General features: G+C 74.6%; 19 protein-coding genes and 1 pseudogene. 14 read left to right on the top strand and 6 right to left on the bottom strand.

The window, feature by feature from the left end:
* Positions 1-27 precede the first annotated feature (27 nt).
* On the bottom strand, positions 28-678 hold the full coding sequence (locus D5H78_RS12995) for a maleylpyruvate isomerase family mycothiol-dependent enzyme (protein ID WP_218566573.1): 651 nt from the start codon (positions 676-678) through the stop codon (positions 28-30).
* A 97-nt stretch (positions 679-775) separates the two neighbouring features.
* Between D5H78_RS12995 and D5H78_RS13000 the strand changes: the two genes are divergently transcribed.
* From D5H78_RS13000 to D5H78_RS13015, 4 genes are all read left to right on the top strand, one after another.
* A complete protein-coding gene (locus D5H78_RS13000) occupies positions 776-994 on the top strand; it encodes a hypothetical protein (RefSeq protein ID WP_119950931.1) in 219 nt (72 codons plus the stop codon).
* A 257-nt stretch (positions 995-1,251) separates the two neighbouring features.
* On the top strand, positions 1,252-3,537 hold the full coding sequence (locus D5H78_RS13005) for a PQQ-dependent sugar dehydrogenase (protein ID WP_119950932.1): 2,286 nt from the start codon (positions 1,252-1,254) through the stop codon (positions 3,535-3,537).
* A 174-nt stretch (positions 3,538-3,711) separates the two neighbouring features.
* On the top strand, positions 3,712-5,388 hold the full coding sequence (locus D5H78_RS13010; protein ID WP_133412060.1) for a hypothetical protein: 1,677 nt from the start codon (positions 3,712-3,714) through the stop codon (positions 5,386-5,388).
* A 45-nt stretch (positions 5,389-5,433) separates the two neighbouring features.
* Positions 5,434-6,411 carry a hypothetical protein gene (locus D5H78_RS13015; RefSeq protein WP_119950934.1) on the top strand — a complete coding sequence of 326 codons (978 nt, stop codon included), beginning with the start codon at positions 5,434-5,436 and terminating at the stop codon, positions 6,409-6,411.
* A 132-nt stretch (positions 6,412-6,543) separates the two neighbouring features.
* Here the strand turns inward: D5H78_RS13015 and D5H78_RS13020 are convergent, their stop codons facing one another.
* A complete protein-coding gene (locus D5H78_RS13020) occupies positions 6,544-7,374 on the bottom strand; it encodes an MBL fold metallo-hydrolase (RefSeq protein WP_119950935.1) in 831 nt (276 codons plus the stop codon).
* 184 nt (positions 7,375-7,558) lie between these two features.
* Here D5H78_RS13020 and D5H78_RS13025 point away from each other — a divergent pair, with 184 nt between their 5' ends.
* Complete coding sequence (locus D5H78_RS13025; RefSeq protein ID WP_119950936.1) at positions 7,559-8,125, top strand: dihydrofolate reductase family protein; 567 nt, start codon at positions 7,559-7,561, stop codon at positions 8,123-8,125.
* 17 nt (positions 8,126-8,142) lie between these two features.
* Here D5H78_RS13025 and D5H78_RS13030 read toward each other — a convergent pair whose 3' ends face one another.
* The 3 genes and pseudogenes from D5H78_RS13030 to D5H78_RS13040 form a co-directional block, all read right to left on the bottom strand.
* A complete protein-coding gene (locus tag D5H78_RS13030; protein ID WP_119950937.1) occupies positions 8,143-8,676 on the bottom strand; it encodes a putative immunity protein in 534 nt (177 codons plus the stop codon).
* Between the two features lie 49 nt (positions 8,677-8,725).
* Positions 8,726-9,099, bottom strand: a pseudogene (locus D5H78_RS20485) (dihydrofolate reductase family protein); the annotation flags it as partial.
* Positions 9,100-9,163: 64 nt separating this feature from the next.
* The gene (locus D5H78_RS13040) at positions 9,164-10,195 is read right to left on the bottom strand and encodes a restriction endonuclease (protein WP_119950938.1); all 1,032 of its coding nucleotides are present in this window, start codon (positions 10,193-10,195) and stop codon (positions 9,164-9,166) included.
* A gap of 230 nt (positions 10,196-10,425) precedes the next feature.
* Between D5H78_RS13040 and D5H78_RS13045 the strand changes: the two genes are divergently transcribed.
* The 6 genes from D5H78_RS13045 to D5H78_RS13070 all read left to right on the top strand — a co-directional run bounded on the left by D5H78_RS13045 (position 10,426) and on the right by D5H78_RS13070 (position 16,075).
* On the top strand, positions 10,426-11,484 hold the full coding sequence (locus tag D5H78_RS13045) for a hypothetical protein (protein WP_119950939.1): 1,059 nt from the start codon (positions 10,426-10,428) through the stop codon (positions 11,482-11,484).
* A 172-nt stretch (positions 11,485-11,656) separates the two neighbouring features.
* Entirely contained in the window at positions 11,657-12,202 is a 546-nt protein-coding gene (locus D5H78_RS13050; protein ID WP_119950940.1) for an AMIN-like domain-containing (lipo)protein, read from the top strand.
* 70 nt (positions 12,203-12,272) lie between these two features.
* Positions 12,273-12,866: a TetR/AcrR family transcriptional regulator gene (locus tag D5H78_RS13055; protein WP_218566576.1), complete on the top strand. Its 594-nt coding sequence runs from the start codon at positions 12,273-12,275 to the stop codon at positions 12,864-12,866.
* Positions 12,863-14,044, top strand: coding sequence for a GDSL-type esterase/lipase family protein (locus D5H78_RS13060; RefSeq protein ID WP_119950941.1), 1,182 nt, complete (start codon positions 12,863-12,865; stop codon positions 14,042-14,044). The genes D5H78_RS13055 and D5H78_RS13060 overlap by 4 nt, the downstream gene beginning before the upstream one ends.
* A 32-nt stretch (positions 14,045-14,076) precedes the next feature.
* Positions 14,077-15,003 carry a glycoside hydrolase family 43 protein gene (locus D5H78_RS13065; protein ID WP_119950942.1) on the top strand — a complete coding sequence of 309 codons (927 nt, stop codon included), beginning with the start codon at positions 14,077-14,079 and terminating at the stop codon, positions 15,001-15,003.
* A 34-nt stretch (positions 15,004-15,037) separates the two neighbouring features.
* On the top strand, positions 15,038-16,075 hold the full coding sequence (locus D5H78_RS13070; RefSeq protein WP_119950943.1) for an Atu2307/SP_0267 family LLM class monooxygenase: 1,038 nt from the start codon (positions 15,038-15,040) through the stop codon (positions 16,073-16,075).
* 72 nt (positions 16,076-16,147) lie between these two features.
* Here the strand turns inward: D5H78_RS13070 and D5H78_RS13075 are convergent, their stop codons facing one another.
* Positions 16,148-16,534 (bottom strand): VOC family protein, encoded by a 387-nt coding sequence (locus D5H78_RS13075; protein ID WP_119950944.1) that lies wholly within the window; start codon positions 16,532-16,534, stop codon positions 16,148-16,150.
* 105 nt (positions 16,535-16,639) lie between these two features.
* Between D5H78_RS13075 and D5H78_RS13080 the strand changes: the two genes are divergently transcribed.
* The 3 genes from D5H78_RS13080 to D5H78_RS19390 are packed head-to-tail and all read left to right on the top strand — an operon-like array spanning position 16,640 to position 18,065.
* Positions 16,640-17,017: an ArsR/SmtB family transcription factor gene (locus D5H78_RS13080; protein WP_119950945.1), complete on the top strand. Its 378-nt coding sequence runs from the start codon at positions 16,640-16,642 to the stop codon at positions 17,015-17,017.
* The gene (locus D5H78_RS19385) at positions 17,014-17,505 is read left to right on the top strand and encodes an SRPBCC family protein (RefSeq protein ID WP_165865729.1); all 492 of its coding nucleotides are present in this window, start codon (positions 17,014-17,016) and stop codon (positions 17,503-17,505) included. Before D5H78_RS13080 ends, D5H78_RS19385 begins: the two co-directional genes overlap by 4 nt.
* Positions 17,502-18,065 (top strand): TIGR03086 family metal-binding protein, encoded by a 564-nt coding sequence (locus tag D5H78_RS19390; protein ID WP_218566577.1) that lies wholly within the window; start codon positions 17,502-17,504, stop codon positions 18,063-18,065. Before D5H78_RS19385 ends, D5H78_RS19390 begins: the two co-directional genes overlap by 4 nt.
* Positions 18,066-18,126 lie beyond the last annotated feature (61 nt).

An 18,126-nucleotide genomic window follows, 5' to 3' on the forward strand; every position in this document is an offset into this window, starting at 1 on the left:
CCGATCGACAGGCCGGGCGTCGGGCCGTCAGCCGTCGGCGAGCCGGGTGCGCAGCGTGGCGACACCGGGGCCTTCCAGGTCGTCGAGGTACGCGCGCCGCCCCGCCATGGCCATGACCAGCGCGAGGGTCGTGCCGCGCACGAGCGGACCGGCGCCGGCGGCGAACGGCCCGTCGGTCGCCTCCAGGCGCAGGCCCTGCGCCGTGCTGCGCCCGGGGACCGTGAAGTCCCGCCCGGCGAAGAAGGCGGCGACCGGGGTGACGGCCCCCACCGGCGGGGTGCGCGGGAGGCCGAGGGGGCGCCGCACGTCCTGGGCGTGCACGACCACCTCGCCCAGCCAGGCCGCGGTGTGCCCGCTCGGGCCGGTCGTGCGGGTCGTGACGCGGCGGAACCGCTCCAGGGTCTGCGCCGGCGTCGCCCCGCGGTGCTCGGCGAGGCGCCGGTCGTTGTGCAGGTCGGCGTCGAACCGGGCGCCGGCCATGCTCCGGAGCCACCGCAGCCGGCCGACCGACGCGGCCGCGGTCAGGTGCGCGACGACCTCCTCCACCGTCCACCGCCCGCACAGCGAGGGCGTCGCCCACTGCGCCGCGTCGAGCCCCTCGAGGTCGTCGGCGAGGGCGGCGCGCTCGGCGTGGGCGGCGGCCCAGAGGGCGCCGCGGACGGTGGTGGCCTGGGGCACGGGGACCTCCGGGGGACGGGTGTGGGGCATGACCATGACCGCGCGACCCGCCCGTCCTCATCGGTCCGGCCGTCCCGGATGGGGCAGGCTCGGTGCCGTGGAGACCTTCCCGGAGCCCCCGGCGCTCGAGCCCGACGCGGTCGCCGCCCTCGTGGGGTACGCACGCGACGTCGTCGCGCACCTCGAGGCCGAGCGGCGGGAGGCCGCCGCACGGGGGCTGGACGCACCGGAGCTGCCGGGGCTGGTCGAGGGCTGGACCTTCGTCGCGACCGCGTTGGCGGAGAGCTACGACCGCCTGGACCTGCTGCCGGAGTAGCTGCCGGCGGGTCGGTTCGTCCGGTCCCGTGCTGGTCTGCGCCCGTGCCGGACGGCATGGCAGCAGTCTCGTCCGAGACAGGGGGGCTGGAGGGGTTACGCACCGGTCGGTCCGAGGTCTACCTTCCCCTGCGTACCGTCGAGGACGCCGGTACTGCGGGTGACCCGCGTGCTCTGTACGGGGCCTCCCTCCGTCGTCCTCCGGCGCTACTGCCTGGCCAGTCGGGGGACGAGAGCCGTCGGAGAGGGAGTCCGCCCATGCGACGAGGAGCAGTACTGCTGTGCGCAGCGGTGACCGTGGGGGGCCTGCTCGCGGCGCCACCCGTGGCGAGCGCGGACCGCGGGGTCCCCGCGGGCCAGCCGCCGGCGCCCGAGCGCTTCCAGAAGGTCACGCTGGACGACGAGCCGGGCGAGCCGATGAGCCTGGCCGTCCTGCCGGACAGCCGGGTCCTCTACTCGGCCCGCACCGGCGAGGTCTTCATGAACGACCCGCTCACCGGGCTCAGCACCCTGGTCGCGGACTTCAAGGACCACCCGGGTGGGCTCTACCTGCACGACGAGGAGGGCGTGCAGGGCATCGCCGTGGACCCGCAGTTCCGCCGGAACGGGTGGGTCTACGTCTACTACTCGCCGGCGATGGACACCCCGCAGGACGACCCGGAGTCGCCGCTCGTCAACGAGGGCGACGCGCCGGAGTGGGGCACGCCGGAGGACTTCGCGGCGTTCCGCGGCCCGCTGCGGCTCTCGCGGTTCAAGCTGGTCGACCGGGCGGACGACCCGGCGACGCCGGCGCGCGAGTACGGCTGGGAGCTCGACTTCGACTCCGAGCAGCAGATCATCGACGTCACCCAGGACCGCGGCATCTGCTGCCACGTCGGCGGCCAGATCGCCTTCGACGGCCGGGGGAACCTCTACCTGTCCACCGGCGACGACACGAACCCGTTCGCCTCGGAGGGCTACGCGCCCCTCGACGACCGGGTCCGCGTGAACGAGGAGGGCGAGCGGGAGTACCGCAACCCCGCCTTCGACGCGCGCCGCACCTCGGCGAACACCAACGACCTGCGCGGCAAGGTCCTGCGCATCCGGGTCCGCCCCGGCGGCGGGTACGCCATCCCCGAGGGCAACATGTTCCGCCCCGGCCAGGCACGGACCCGGCCGGAGATCTACGCGATGGGGTTCCGCAACCCGTTCCGGTTCGAGGTCAACCGCGAGACCGGCGAGGTCTACGTGGCGGACTACTCCCCGGACGCGCCGGACGCCGACCCCGCGCGCGGCCCGGCCGGGCACGGCCGGTGGATCAACGTCACGCGCCCGGCGAACTTCGGCTGGCCGTTCTGCGTGACGCCGACCATCCCGTACCGGGACTACGACTTCGAGACCGAGCAGTCGGGGCCGTACTTCACCTGCAACCGCCCGCTCAACGATTCGCGCTGGAACGTGGACACGCGCGTGGGTGACACGGTCCTCACCAGCGCCGGGCGCCGGTACGCGCCCCCGGTCGCCTGGCCGCAGGTCTGGTACTCGTACGACGAGTCGCCCTTCTTCCCCGAGCTCGGGCCCACGGAGGTCGTGCCGCCGGAGCAGTCGCCCAACGGCACGGCGGTGGGCGGCGACGGCATCGGGCCGATGGCCGGCCCGGCGTACCACTTCGCCGGGCGCAACCCGTCGCGCATCAAGTGGCCGAGCTACTACGACGACGCGGTGCTGTTCTACGAGTGGAGCCGCGACATCATCCGCGAGTTCCGGCTCGACCGCCGCGGCGGCCTCGCCGACATCCGCGAGTTCGGCTACACCGGGATCGTCGACAACCCGATGGACATGGAGTTCGGCCCGGACGGCGCGCTCTACGTCCTCGAGTACGGCGACGGCTTCTTCTCCGAGAACCCGGACGCGCAGCTGTCGCGCATCGACTTCGTGCGCGGCAACCGCTCTCCCGAGGTCGACGTGTCCGCGGACCCGGAGGGCGGGCTCGCGCCGCTCACCGTCGCGTTCACCAGCGACGTCATCGACGCCGACGGCGACCGGCTGCGCTACGCGTGGGACTTCGACGCCGACGGCGTCGTCGACTCCACCGAGGAGGACCCGACGTTCACCTACGCGGAGAACGGGGTCTACCGGGCGACGCTGCGGGTCGAGGACCAGACCGGCCGCTGGGCCGCGTCGTCGGTCGAGGTACGGGTCGGCAACGCCGCCCCCGTCGTGACCCTGACGGTCGAGCCCGTCGACGGGTCGTTCGACTACGGCGAGCCCGTGACGTTCACGGTCGACGTCCAGGACGACCAGCCCGTCGACTGCGCGCGGATCACCGTGTCCTACATCCTCGGGCACGACCAGCACGGGCACCCGCAGTCCGGCTCCGCCGGCTGCTCGGGCCAGATCAACGTCCCGCCGCTGGACTCCGCGCACGCGCAGGACCCGGACGTCGCCGCCGTCTTCGTGGCGACGTACGCCGACGACCCGCCGGAGGGCGAGGAGTCCCTGCAGGGCAGCGCCCAGGTCGTCCTGCGACCGGACGCGGACGAGGAGCCCGAGCCGACCCCGTGAGCCGCGGGCCGGACTGACCGCACGACCAGGGAGCGGGGCCCCGCCACGGGCGGGTGCCCCGCTCCCTGCCTACGCCGCCGGCCGGGTACCTGCCGCCGCCCGGGTATCTGCCGCCGCGCGGGCGGCCTCCCTCGAGCAACCCGCACAGGGACACCGTTCGAGGGGGAGGACGCCATGGACGAGGCACGGTTGACGCGGCTCGACGAGCGGGAGCTGCGCGAGCTCATCGACCGGCGTGACGTGCTGCACGCGCTGGAGCCGCAGCGGCTGCACCTGCGCTGGTGGCGGCCGTGCTCAGTGCGCGTGCTGCTCGTCACCGACGGCGGCCTCGACTTCGGCTCCGGTGACTTCGGGCTCCGGACCTTCGTCACGACGCTGCTGTCGGGGACGTACCCCGCGCACTTCCGCATCACCCTGGCGCACCGCCGCTCGCGCGGCGGCGACGCCATGATGGAGGACGACGGCCGGGTCGAGCGCCGCATCTCCGGCTTCCGGTTCGACGACCGCGGCCACTTCGCGGCGGACCAGTACGACCAGCTGTGGATGTTCGGGATCGAGAGCGCGCCCGGGATCACCGACCGGGAGGTCCGTGCCGTCGCGGAGTTCATGGACGCCGGTGGGGGTGTCTTCGCCACCGGCGACCACGCCGCCCTGGGCAGGGCCATGGGCGAGCGGATCCCCCGGGTCCGCTCCATGCGGCTGTGGGACTCCACGCCCGGCGTCGACGAGGTGTCCATGGGCGGCCACCGGCGCAACGACACCAACCGGCGTGGCCACGACGCGGCGTCGACGTTCGACGACCAGTCCGACGACGTCCCGCAGGTCATCACGCCGCGCTGGTACCGGACCCGCGTGGGTCTGTTCGAGGCCGTCTACCCGCACCCGCTGCTGTGCGGGCCGGACGGCGCGATCACCGTCATGCCGGACCACCCGCACGAGGGAGAGTGCCACGAGCCGGCCGACACCTCGCAGGTGGTGGACGTCGGCGGAGCGTCGTTCGTCGAGTACCCGCCCGCCGTCGGCGGCGGGCCGAAGCCGGTCCCCGAGGTCATCGCCACCTCGACGGTGCTCGGCGGCACGAAGTCCGGCACCAAGGACGCCACCCAGGGCCACACGTTCGGTGGCATCGCCGCCTACGACGGGCACCTGGCTGGTGTGGGGCGCGTGGTGACCGACGCGACCTGGCACCACTTCGTCAACATCAACCTCATCGGAGCGGCCGGCGCCGCACCGCCGAAGGACAGCGGCTTCCTGGCGACCCCGGCGGGCGCGAGCCACCTCGCGCGCGTACGGACCTACTACCGCAACACCGCCACGTGGATCAGCCCGCCCGGACTCCTCCGCTGCATGAACCGCCGGCTGCTGTGGGACCTGGTCTGGCACCACCGGGTGGTGGAGGCCGTGGCGACCACCGCCGAGGTCGACCTGCGGCGGGCCCACCCGGTCCTGCTGTGGCACATCGGCAAGCAGGCGCGCGACGTCCTCGGGCGGCGCACCAGCGCCTGCCAGTCGGTACGCCTGGTGCTCGACCTGGTCTGGCAGGAGGCGCTGCCGGAGCTCTTCCCGGAGGTCGACCCGTGGCTGCCGCGGGACCTCGAGAGCCGGCCCGCACCCCAGCAGGTCCCGTGGTTCGACCCCTCCCCCGTGCTCGACCTGGCTCTGGGCTCCGCCGTCACCGCCGTGCACCAGGCCTTCGCCGAGGACGAGCAGGTCGACCAGGACTCGCTCGACGAGCGGCTCGACGAGGTGCTCGCCCGCGGCGTCGCCGTGGGCCTCGAGCGGGCCCGCGAGAGCGCGCGGGAGGCCCTCGAGCAGCTCGACGCGCTGGTGCAGCGCGTGACGACGCGCTGAGGGCGACGCGCAGCTGCACGGGTGCTCGGGTGGAGGTGAGGAGCGGTGCACCAGAGGGCTTGGCTGGGCGCCATCACGCTGGTGGGTGCCGGGCTGGTCGTCCTGGGGGCACTCACGCGCGGCTACGCCTCATCGGTCTTCGCGAACCTGGGGACGACGGTCCTCCTCGCGATCCCCCTCCTGCTCATGGAGCGGGCGTTGGAGCGGCGCTTGGCCCGCGCCACGGAGCAGACCGACCGTGCGATCGACGACCTCGGCGGTCGCGTGGTCGACGTGCAGGAGTCCCTGGCCGAGGTGAGCGACCGGCTGAGGGAGGCGGCGGACGAGACGGCCCGTCGTGTGGCGGAGCAGCGCGCCCGGGACGGGGCGGACCTCGTCGCCCCCGCGCGCGCCATCTCCGACGAGCCGACGTACCTGTCCGTGATGGGGGCGATGGAGGCGGCCGAACGTGCACGGGCGATCGCTCGGCACAGGAACAGGGGCGGGCTCTCGGTGCACGTCTCGTTGTCCTGCATCGACCGCGGCTTCTCCGTGACGGTGACCAGGCGGTCGAACGCGACCCACCTCGCGCCCGTCGTGGCGCACCAGCTCCTCCTGAGCGTCACCCCGACAGGGGAGGGCCAGGCCCGCTCGTCCTGCACGGTCTGGTGGGAGCCCGACTGGTCCGTGCAGGAGTGCTTCGTCGAGGTCGACCGCAGCCTGCGCCGCGAGCTCGGTGCCGGCGCTCCCAGCGTCCCGCCCGACGTCGTGCTGGAGCAGCTGGCGTGGGGGCTCGCGGTGGCGCTGCGTCGTAGGGCGGCGCTCGGTGCCGGCGCCCGCGAGCGGTGGGCGTTGAGGGCTGTCATCGCGCCGGGATGGCTCGTCACGACCGAGGGGCTCGAGCACGTCGAGCGCGGCATCGTCGCCCCGATGCACCACCTCATGGACGCAGGGGCGGAACCTCCTCGCGATGCCGTGGACCCTGACGTCGTCGAGCAGCTCAGCCTCGTGTGGCACGAAGCCCGTCGCCTGGTCGGCGCCTGAGAGACGGGCCCGCAGGACGAGGGCCTGGGTCCCGGGACTTCCCAGCCCTCGTCCCCGACCTGCCCGCGCGGGCGGAAGCGTCGGGTGGACCCGTCCCGGAGCACGGGCGCGACCGGGGGGACCCTGACGAGACTACGGCGCAGCGGGCGTCGCGCGGTCCCGCTCGGCGACCTGCTGGCGCTGCCACTCGTACACGCCGGGCATCCAGTCCGCGCCGTACGCGGCGTCGGGGCCGATCCGCGGGTCGGCCGGGACCCGGCCGTCGCGCAGCGCCTCGACGTACGCGCGGTCGAGGTCGACCCGCCGGCGGGCCTCGTCGGCCCCGGCGACGGACCCGTGGCCGGGGACGACGACGTCGACCTCGCCCGCCACGCGCTCGAGCACCCGCAGCCCCTCGAGGTAGTCCTCGAGGCCCGTCGCGGAGCCCAGGTCGGGGAAGGGGACCAGGACGTCGGAGAGCATGTCGCCGGCGACGAGGACGCCGCGGTCCTCGACCACCAGCGCCGCGTGGCCCTGGGCGTGGGCGGGGTGCTCGACGATCCGCGCGCGGGGCCCCTCCCACGGGACCTCGGCGCTGCCCGGGGGCAGGGCGGTCACGAGGCCGAACGGGTCGAGGGGGATCTCCTCGGCGATCTCCGGCGGGAACCCCTCGACGACGGTGGTCCTCCAGTCCTCCTCCGACAACACACCGCGCATGACGGCGGCGCATGCGGCCGTGCCGTAGCGGGGGGCCCCGCCGAGGGCGGGGTGCCACAGCACGTGGTCCCAGTCGGGGTGCGTGGAGAAGCCGGCCACGACGGGCTGGCGCATCGCGTCCAGGTCGTCGGCGAGGCACGCCATCTCGTCGGCGGTGATGCCGGGATCGACGAGCAGGACCCCGTCCCGGCCCTGCACGACCACGGTGTTGTTGCGGAGCAGCTCGCTCTGGTGCACCAGCACCCCTTCTGCGACCTGTGTCAGCACCGGGTGCCTCCTCGCGTCGTGTCGTCCGGGTCGTCGGGGGGCAGACCCGCGGGCCCGCCGGGACTCATCGCCGGTCCGCGCTCCGACCGCGGCCACCGCCGCCCGAGCGACCGTCCCGGTATTGCCCTTGCCGGTGCCGTCCCCGCGCTGCACGCTGTGGCCCTCGACGGGGGCGGGAGAACTCATGGGCAAGCTCATCTACGCGGCGAACACGTCGCTCGACGGCTACGTGGAGGACGAGAGCGGCTCGTTCGACTGGTCCGAGCCCGACGAGAAGGTGCACGCGTTCTGGAACGAGCACGAGCGGGGCATCGGCACGTCGCTCTACGGGCGGCGCATGTACGAGGCGATGCGCGTCTGGGAGGGCGACGACTGGCTGGAGGGCCGGCCGCCGGTCGTCCGCGAGTACGCCGGGATCTGGCGGGACGCCGACAAGATCGTCTACTCCTCGACGCTCGACGGGGGGTCGACGGCGAGGACGAGGATCGAGCGCCGCTTCGAGCCCGAGGCGGTGCGACGGCTCAAGGAGTCGTCCGCGGCGGACCTGAGCATCGGAGGCGCGACCCTCGGGGCCGAGGCCTTCCGGCACGGCCTGGTCGACGAGTGCGTCCTGCTGCTGCACCCCGTGCTCGTCGGCGGCGGGAAGCCGGCGCTGCCGCTCGGCGTACGGCTCGACCTGGAGCTGCTGGACCACGGGCGGTTCGACAGCGGCGCGGTCTACCTGCGCCACGCGGTGCGCGGCACCGCCTGAGGCGGGTCCCGCCCCGCTCAGCGCCGCAGCTCCAGGTCGAGGCGGCGCATGAGCTCGCCCGCCCTGCCGCCGCCAGCGGGGGCGGGCGGCAGCCTGCGCAGCACGGCGCGGAGGCCCGGCGGGGCGTGCCTGCCCGCCTGCTCGACCTCTCGCTCACCCACCTCGCGGTCGCCGCCCGCGAGCAGCTCGAGCGCGTGGGCCGCGTGGGCCGCCGCTCCGAGCACGTGCTTGACCTGGTGGGCGTCCGCGAGGGGATGCAGGTAGGCGCTGGCGGCCGCGTGCGCGGCGGCCCTGGCCGCGTCCCGGGCCGCGGGGGTGGTGGCGTCGCGGGCTGCGCGGTGCGCGGCCCATGCCGTCGCCCGCTGCCGAGCGCTGCGCGGGCCGCCGGCGGCGAAGGCGTCCGCGGCGTCGACGGCTCCGCGCGGCCTGCTGTCGTCCGGGTGCTGGCCCTCGTAGGCCGCCAGGGCGGTGCGGGCACGGTCGGCGGAGAAGCGCGCGATGTCACGCAGTTCCGCGGTGCTGAGGTCGATGCGGTCTGCGGGGGGTGGCACGTCCCCATGGTCGCGCGTCCTCGTGGACCCGCGCGGCCCGTCCAACCGGTCAGCGGTGCACCCGGTAGCGCAGGTGCAGCACCCGGTCGCCCCGGACCACCTCGTCCGGACCCTCTAGCAGGTGCTGCGCCTCGACCGACTCGAAGAAGCGCTTGACGGAGCGGAGCACGACGGGGGCGACGTCCACGCGCACCTCGTCGACCAGGCCCGCAGCGAGCACCTGGCCACCCACGTCGCCGGCGGCGACCACGACGAGACGGTCCCCTGCGAGGTCCTGCACCGTAGCCACGGCTGCGTCGACGCCGTAGACGAAGTGGAACGGCGCGGCGGGTCCCAGCCCTCGGGCGCCGGGCGGTGGGTCACGACCATGACGTGGTCGATCCCGGACGGCGGGTCCCCGCCCCAGCCGTCGGTCAGGTCGAACCACGCCGTCGGATCCGCGCGCGGCGCCGCGAGGAGTCCAGCGTGCCCCCGGTAACGGTCGCTCTCAGAGGTCTGCTGCGTCGTCGACGACGAGCACTGGTGTCAGCGGTATTCGCTGCCGCCACGTCTGCGACAGGTGGTCGTACTGCTGCAGGACGAGGTCGATGAGCTCCTCGCCCGTGATCAACCGCAAGCCCTGGCGCACCCTCTCGATCGAGAGCGCCTCACGGCTGTACCCCCCGAGAGTGACGAAGAGCGATAGCTCGCCGTGTGCTTGCGTACCGACCAGCTGCTGCACCTCGGGAGCGCCGACCGTCGTGGTCTGATGCTTGCACTGCACCTTGATGAGCGGTGGCTCGACGCCGAGCGGGTCGCGATGCGCGATCACGTCCACTCCGCCGTCCTGAGAGTATGCAGTCACTCTCGCCACGTAGCCCAGGGCGCGGAGGAGGTCAGCGGTGAACTGCTCGAACTCCTCGTGGCTCAGATCGCGCCTCAGTCGCTCAAGAACGAAATCGCGAGTGTGCCGGTGGATCCGGCCTGCCCGAGGTTCGTCCACCGCCGCTTCGAACTCGGCGTCGCCCGGTGCCGCTCGGACGACCGCTCTGGCGACGGCTGCCTCCGTGTCGGTCTTCGCCTGGAGCGCCGCGCGGAACTCGTCGTCGTGCTTACGGATGCCGAAGACGGTGAGGAAGGCGCCGAGCTCGTACAGGGCCGCCTGCGAGAACATGGTGCGCGACAGGCCGGTCCTCTTCCACTCCACCTTGCGCCTGTGCCTGTGCGTCGTCGCGCCGGCGTGGAACTCGTAGGGGCCGGTCACGACCCCGATGTTGATGGTGCTTTCCTTCTTGTAGGGCGCCACGACGAGGTCCCCTGGAGCCATCTCCACGCCGAACCGGTGGAGGATGCCCGCCCACACCGCGAACGCGCCCGGTTTGCGCTCGGGGTACGCGTCGGCGAGGGCGATCTTCAGTCGATCCCGATCTAGGCCGATGGAGCGCAGGTCCGGCAGGGCGTCCCAGCCGATGCTGACGAACCCCTCCTCGAACAATTCGCTCCCGAGCGTGTCGTTGTGGATCCCCCACACTGCGGTCATGGCCCCGCCTCTCCGTTCCGGCACGAGCGGAACTCGGCTGAGAACCTACTTCGGCTCGGGCTCTCTCGCTGCTGCGAAGCAGCACCCCGTGCTGCGAATCCCACCAGGGTGTGAAGAGCGTCGGCCGATCGAGCGCTCTTGCCCAGTGCAGGAGCGCCAGGGAGGTTTCGCTTCTGTACGGCTCCCGCGCCAGGCCCTAGTTTTGCGACCCACCAACGGAGAGGTGAGGCGTGAAGAGGCTCCTGGTCGCCGGCTCGCTGCTGCTCGGCGTACTCGTGCTCTGCGTGTCGCCCGCTGCAGCCGATCACGACGGGTTTCCACACGCGGACGCGCGCTTCGCGCTGACTGACGTCACCTGGGACGACCGGAGCCGCCTCCGGTTGCGGGGGGAGGGCAGGTGCAGCACCACCGAGTCGGGCGTGCTCCACGGCGCGGTGCGACATGCCGTGACGACCCACAACAACTTCCTCCGGTACCCGGAGCTACCCTCACCCGAGGTCCTCGAGTTCCGCACCTCCTACACGGCACCAGCCCAGTTCCGCTGCGATGACGTGCACCGGTCTGTCGAAGTCGTGTTCCCGGACCCGGGTCTGCTTGCGGGGACACGGGTCGGCCTTCACACCGAGGTGCGCATCGGCCAGGTCATGCTCGAAGTGCACCAGCCGCACCTGCAGATCCCTCTGCGGTCGGGACTCGCTCGGTGCGTCCTGCGCGCGGAACTGCCTCGCGCACTGCCGATCGACGGGATCGACCGCAACGTCCCGGTGGCGCTGACCAACACCTGCTACGAGTCGTCGGTCACGTCGTTCGACATCCACGCGCCCGTCGGCGGTACTTGGCACCGCTTGCACTACTCGGACCTACGACACCCGGAGAAGCGACAGATCGATGTCTGGCCTGTGCGGTCCACGGACCTGAGGCTGGGGAGCTACCGATCCTCGCTGTGGGCGAACCGCGGCTACCTCGCCCTCCACGAGTCCCACACCGTCGTCAAGTACGGGTCGAAGACGTCCCTGTCCGCGCGACGGGCGGGCGAGCGGGTCGAACTGCGGGCTTGCCTCGCCCACTACCGTCCCCCGGCCCGTCGCTTCTCGCCGTGGCGAGGGGCGAGGGTCACCCTCCAGCAGCAGCGTCGCGACGGGACGTGGAAGTACGTGAAGACAGCAGCCACTGACGACGTTGGTTGCACTCGAGTCCCCCACCTCAACCGCTACGCCGGCACGTACCGAGCAGTCGCTTGGGAGACCGACCGCGTGTTCGGCCGAACCTCCTCGAACGTGTTGCGCTGAGTCGACGTCGTCCCGCCCGCGCGGGACGCGCCGTTGATGCTCGGGGGACGACTGCCCCCCGAGCCGGCGCTTCCCCGCTCGTGCACCGCCGGCACCCCCTGGCGCCCTCGGCGTCCCGGTGATCAACTGGCAGCAGGGCCGCTCGTCGACGCCCGGCCCGGGGAGGTCCGCCATGCACCGGCTGCCCTGCGCCCTGGCCGCCACGGCGCTCGCGGGGGCGGTGGCCCTCGTGGCCCCGCCGGCGGCGGCCGCGCCGTACTGCGGCATCACCTGGGGGAGCCTGCACCAGCAGGCGCCGGACTACCAGGTGGGCTCGGTGACCGACGTCCGCTCCGGCCGGCACGCCTGCTTCGACCGCCTCGTCGTCGACGTGGCCGGTCTGCCGCAGGGGTTCTCGGTCCGGTACGTCCCCGTGGTCCGCGCCCCCGGCTCCGGCGCGGCGGTGCCCGTCGCGGGCGGCGCCCGGCTGGAGGTCACGGTGTGGGCGCCCGCGTACGACGAGGGGAGCGGCGAGCCGACGTACCTGCCGCGCGACCGGCGCCACGTCGTGGACGTGGCGGGCTACCGGACCTTCCGCCAGGTCGCCTGGGCCGGCTCGTTCGAGGCGGGGACGACGCTGGCGCTCGGCGTACGGGCGCGCCTGCCGGTCCGGGCCTTCGCGCTGCCCGGCCCCGGCGACGCCTCGCGGGTCGTCCTGGACGTCGCCCACCGCTGGTGACGCGAGCACCCCGCCTGGGTTACAGTCCTTCAGCAATGTCTGAAGGTCATTAACCCTCGGAGGTGCGACCGTGCGACCGCGGCTGACGCCGGCGCTGCTGGCGCAGGCGGGTGCGGAGCTGGCCGACGAGCAGGGCTTCGACGCGCTGACCCCGTCGGCGCTGGCGCGGCGGCTCGGCGTCACCGTCCCGGCCCTCTACGCCCACGTCCCCGGCGCGCGGGGGCTGCGCGTGCGCGTGGCGCTGCTCGCGCTCGAGGAGCTGGCCGAGCGCTCCGGCGCCGCGCTCGCCGGGCGCTCGGGCGCCGACGCGCTCCGGGCGCTCGGCGACGTGCACCGCGACTACGCCCGCGAGCACCCGGGCCGCTGGGTCGCGGCAGCGCTGCGCCTCGACCCCGAGGAGGCGGCCAGCAGCGCAGGCCCGCGCCTCGCCGGCCTCATGCGCGCGGCCGTGCGCGGCTACGCGCTCACCGGCGAGGAGGAGGTCCACGCCGTGCGCCTCGTCGGCAGCACCCTCCGCGGCTTCGTCGACCTCGAGGCCGCCGGCGGCTTCGACCACTCCGACCCCCCGCCCGCCGCGAGCTGGGACCGCGCCCTCGCCGCGCTCGACGCCGCGCTGAGCGGCTGGCCCGCGACCCGTACCCACGACCACGAGGCACCCCGATGACCACCGCCCTGACCACCACCCCGCTCACCGGCGACCTCGTGCGCGGCGCGCTGGAGCTCGAGCCCACCCCGCGCGGCGTGCTGCCGCAGCGGCTCCCCGCGCGCGCCCGGGCCCAGGGCGCCGACCCGCAGCTGAGCATGGCCGCGTCGCAGCCCTCCGGCGTGCGCGTCGCCCTGCGCACGTCGGCCACGGTGCTCGAGCTGGACGTGCTGCCGACCAAGCGCGCGTACGTCGGCGCGCCGCCCCGCCCCGACGGCACGTACGACCTCCTCGTCGACGGCCGGCTCGTCGCCCGCGGCAGCGTGCAGGGCGGCAGCGTCCTCACCGTCGACCCGCGGGCCGGCACCTTCGAGGTGAGCCCGGGTGAGCCCGGGACGCTGCGGTTCGACGGCCTGCCGCCCGGCGCGAAGGACGTCGAGGTGTGGCTGCCGCACGACGAGACGACCGAGCTCGTGGCGCTGCGCACGGACGCGCCGGTCGCCCCGCTGCCCGACCGCGGCCGACGGACCTGGCTGCACCACGGCAGCTCGATCAGCCAGGGCTCGGGGGCGCAGAGCCCGTCCACGACGTGGCCCGCGGTCGCCGCGCTCGCCGCGGGGGTGGAGCTGGTGAACGTCGGGCTCGGCGGCAGCGCGCTGCTCGACCCGTTCACCGCGCGGGCCCTGCGCGGCACCCCGGCGGACGTCGTCAGCGTCAAGGTCGGCATCAACCTCGTGAACGCGGACCTCATGCGCCGCCGCGCCCTCGGCCCCGCGCTGCACGGCTTCCTCGACACGGTCCGCGAGGGGCACCCCGACGCGCCGCTGCTGCTCGTCACGCCGCTGCTGTGCCCCATCCACGAGGACACGCCGGGCCCGGCGGCGTTCGACGAGCAGGCGCTCGCCGAGGGCCGGGTCCGCTTCCGGGCGACGGGCGACCCGGCCGAGCGGGCGCAGGGCAGGCTCACGCTGCGCGTGGTCCGCGAGGAGCTGCGGCGGGTCCACACGCAGCGCGCGGCGGAGGACCCCCACCTGCACCTGCTCGACGGGCTCGAGCTCTACGGCGAGGCCGACGCCGCCGAGCTGCCGCTGCCCGACGCCCTGCACCCCGACGCGGCCACGCACCGGCGGGTCGGGGAGCGGTTCGCCGGGCTCGCCTTCGGGCCGGGAGGCCCGTTCGCTGCGCGGTGCCCGGCCTGACGAGCTGCGGCGGCCGGGTGGACCATGGCCCCATGCCGGTCAGCTACCGCAACCCCGTGCACGACGCCTACTTCGCCGACCCCTTCGTCCTGCGCACGCAGGGCCGCTTCGTCGCCTACGGCACGGGCCGCCACGTGGAGGGCCGCGCCTTCGAGGTGCTCGAGTCCGACGACCTCGTGACCTGGCGCTCGGCCGGCGGGGCGCTCGTGCCCGTCGAGGGGCTGGGCAGCGACTACTGGGCGCCGGAGGTGTGCGAGGCGGACGGGCGCTGGTGGATGTACTACTCCGTCGGCGAGGGGGACGCGGGGCACCACCTGCGCGTCGCCGTCGCGGACGACCCGCTGGGGCCGTTCGTGGACCGGGGCGTCGACCTCACGCCGCACGAGCGCTTCGCCATCGACCCCAGCCCGTTCCGCGACCGCGACGGCACCTGGTACCTCTTCCACGCCCGCGACGTCCTCGAGGGCGACCGGGTCGGCACGATGCTCGCCGTCGACGTGCTCGACGGGATGGACCGCCTGCGCGGCGAGCCGCGGACCGTCCTCACCCCGTCCGACGACTGGCAGCTCTTCCTGCGCGGGCGCGAGATGTACGGGCGCACGTACGACTGGCACACCCTCGAGGGTCCCGCCGTGGTCGAGCGGGAGGGCCGCTACTGGTGCTTCTACAGCGGCGGCTCGTGGCAGGAGCCGTCGTACGGGGTGGGGGTCGCCGTCGCCGACCACCCGCTGGGGCCGTGGACCGAGCCGCGCCGCGCGCCGATCCTGAGGACGGTCCCCGGGCACGTCGTCGGGCCCGGGCACAACAGCATCACGACCACCCCCGACGGGCGGGACGTCATGGCCTACCACGCCTGGGACCCCGACGGCACGGCCCGGCGGATGTGCATCGACCCGCTCGCGTGGACCGCAGAGGGGCCCCGGGTGCTCGGCCCGACGTGGGAACCCGCCGAGCTCTGAGGCGCGCGGCCGCGTCCCCTGGCAGGGTGGGCCCGTGCAGATCGGCGTCGACAGCTTCGTCTCCACCGTCACCGACCCCGCGACGGGCGTCGACGTGACGCCGACCCAGCGGGTCCAGGACCTGCTCGAGGAGGTCGAGCGGGCCGACCGGGTCGGGCTCGACAGCTTCGGCATCGGCGAGCACCACCGCCCGGAGTACCTCGACTCGGCGCCCGTCGTGCTGCTGGCCGCCGCCGCGGCCCGCACGACGCAGATCCGGCTGAGCAGCGCCGTGGCCGTGCTCAGCGCCGCCGACCCGGTGCGGCTGTTCCAGGAGTACGCGACGCTGGACCTCGTCAGCCGCGGGCGGGTCGACCTCGTCGTGGGGCGCGGCTCGTTCACCGAGGCGTTCCCGCTGTTCGGGCTCGACCTCGCCGACTACGACGACCTGTTCGCCGAGAAGCTCGACCTGCTGCTGCGGGTGCGCGACCGCGAGCGGGTCACCTGGTCCGGGCGGCACCGCCCCGCGCTCACCGGGCAGGGGGTCTACCCGCGGCCGCTGCAGGACCCGCTGCCGGTCTGGGTCGGCGTCGGGGGCACGCCCGCGTCGTTCGCCCGCGCCGGCGCCCTCGGCCTGCCGCTCATGGTCGCGATCATCGGGGGGCAGCCGGCCCGCTTCCGCCCGCTCGTCGACCTCTACCGGGAGAGCGGGCGCCTCGCCGGCCACCCGCCGGAGCGCCTGCAGGTGGGCCTGCACTGCTTCGGGTTCGTCGGCGAGACGACGCAGCAGGCGGCCGACGACTTCTACCCGGGCTGGGCGCAGATGTTCACGAAGATCGGCCGGGAGCGCGGATTCGCGCCGCCGACCCGGGCGCAGTACGACGCCACCCGCGACGAGGACGGCGCTTTCCTCATCGGGGACCCCGAGGCCGTCGCGGCGAAGGCCCTGCGCATCCACGAGGACCTCGGCGGCGTCGTGCGGCTCAACCTGCAGATGACGAACGTCCGGCTCGCGCACGACAACCTCCTGCGCGGCATCGAGCTGCTCGGGACCGAGGTGGCCCCGCGGGTCCGGGCGGCGCTCGGCACCTGAGGCGCCTGAGCCACCTGAGCCACCAGAGCCGCCTGGGCCGCCTGGGCCGCCTGGGCCGCCTGGGCCGCCCCGTCAGGGCCAGGTGCGCGCCGCCGCCGCGAACTCCCCGGGGTCGCTGTGCAGCGGGACCACGCACAGCAGGTGCCCGCCGGGGGCGCGCAGGGTCCGGCAGCCCTGCCACGCCGACACCTCGACCGCGCCGAGCCCGACGAGGCGCGCGACCTCCGCGTCGACGTCGTCGGTCTCCAGGTCGACGTGGTAGCGCGGTGCGTCCGCGCCGCCGAGGGCCTGCACGGCGGTCACCAGCCCCGGCACCGCGCCCGCCAGCTCGGTGAACCCCGGCTCGCCCGGCGGGTGCCGGGGAGGAGCCCCCAGGGCCCCGGACCAGAACGCGGCGCTGCGCCCGGCGTCGGCCGCCGGCACGTCGACGAGCAGGGTGGACAGGCGGCTGCGGTGCACGCGCCGACGCTAGGACCTCCCCGGCGCCCGGGAAGGGCGTTGACCGCGCGCGGCGACGGGTCTACGTTCGTACTCAACCAGGCGGTTGAACAAGGAGGCGCCGACGTGGCGGCGGACCAGCTCTCGCGGGCGTTCTCGGCGCTCGCCGACCCCACCCGGCGCGACATCGTCGCCCGGCTGACGGTGGGCGACGCGACGGTGAACGAGCTGGCGGCGCCGTACGCGGTGACGCTGCAGGCCGTCTCCAAGCACCTGCGGGTGCTCGAGGACGCCGGGCTCGTCAGCCGCAGCCGCGACGCGCAGCGCAGGCCCGTGCACCTCGAGGCCGACGTGCTGCACCTCATGACCGCCTGGCTCGAGCGCTACCGCCGCCGGGCGGAGGAGCGCTACCAGCGCCTCGACGCCCTGCTGGCCGAGCTGCCCGACGACCCCGCACCCGCACCGCCACCCACCGCACCGCGTGACCCCGAGGAGGAGCCGTGAGCACCACCACCAGCCACCGCGAGACGAGCATCGAGGCCGACGCCGCCGTCCCGCTCGTGCGCATCGTGCGCGAGTTCGACGCCCCGCCGGCCAAGGTCTTCCGCGCCCACACCGACCCCGAGCTGCTCGTGCGCTGGCTCGGCCCGCGCGACCTCACGATGACGGTCGAGCACTACGACTGCCGCACCGGCGGCTCCTACCGCTACCTGCACACCCGCGACGGCGAGGAGTACGGGTTCCACGGCTCGTTCCACGAGGTCCGCCCCGACAGCCTCATCGTGCAGACCTTCACCTTCGAGGGCTGGCCGGACGGGGTGGCCCTCGAGCGGCTGGTCCTCGAGGACCTCGGCGACGGCCGTACGCGCCTCACCGCCACCTCCCTCGTCGACTCCTTCGAGTCCCGCGACGCCTTCCTCGCCAGCGGCATGGAGTCGGGCGTCCGCCAGGGGTACGAGCGCCTCGACGACGTCCTCGCCGAGGGCGCGTGAGCGGGGTGCCGACGCCGGCCGAGGGCTTCCGCGCGGCGGCGGACGCCTTCGGCCGGCGGGTCGAGGGGGTCCCGGTCGGCGCCTGGGACGCCCCGGCGCCCTGCGCGGGCTGGGTCGCCCGCGACGTCGTCGGCCACCTCGTGGACTGGACGTCGGCCTTCCTGCGCGGCGGCGCCGGCGTCGAGCTCCCGGCGGGGCCCCCGTGGCGCGAGGACCCGGCGGGCGCCTGGGCCGCGTGGCGCGACGGCGTGCAGGCGCTGCTCGACGACCCGGCGACGCCCGGGCGGGTGCTGCGCAACCCGCACACCGGGGACGTGGCGCTGGACCAGGCGGTGGAGCGGTTCGTCACGCCGGACGTCTTCCTGCACACGTGGGACCTGGCGCGCGCCACGGGGCAGGACGAGCGGCTCGACGAGGCGCGGTGCGCGCAGCTGCTCGCCGGCATGGAGCCGTTCGACGCGGCGCTGCGCAGCAGCGGTCACTACGGTCCGCGCACGCCGGTCGCGGAGGGTGCCGACGCGCAGACCCGGCTGCTCGCGTTCATCGGCCGGCGGCCGTAGGAGGCACGGACGGGAGGGGCGCCGGGAGCGGGCGGTCAACCGCGCGCGACGGGGTACCGGG

The organism is Vallicoccus soli (assembly GCF_003594885.1).
Taxonomy (GTDB): domain Bacteria; phylum Actinomycetota; class Actinomycetes; order Motilibacterales; family Motilibacteraceae; genus Vallicoccus; species Vallicoccus soli.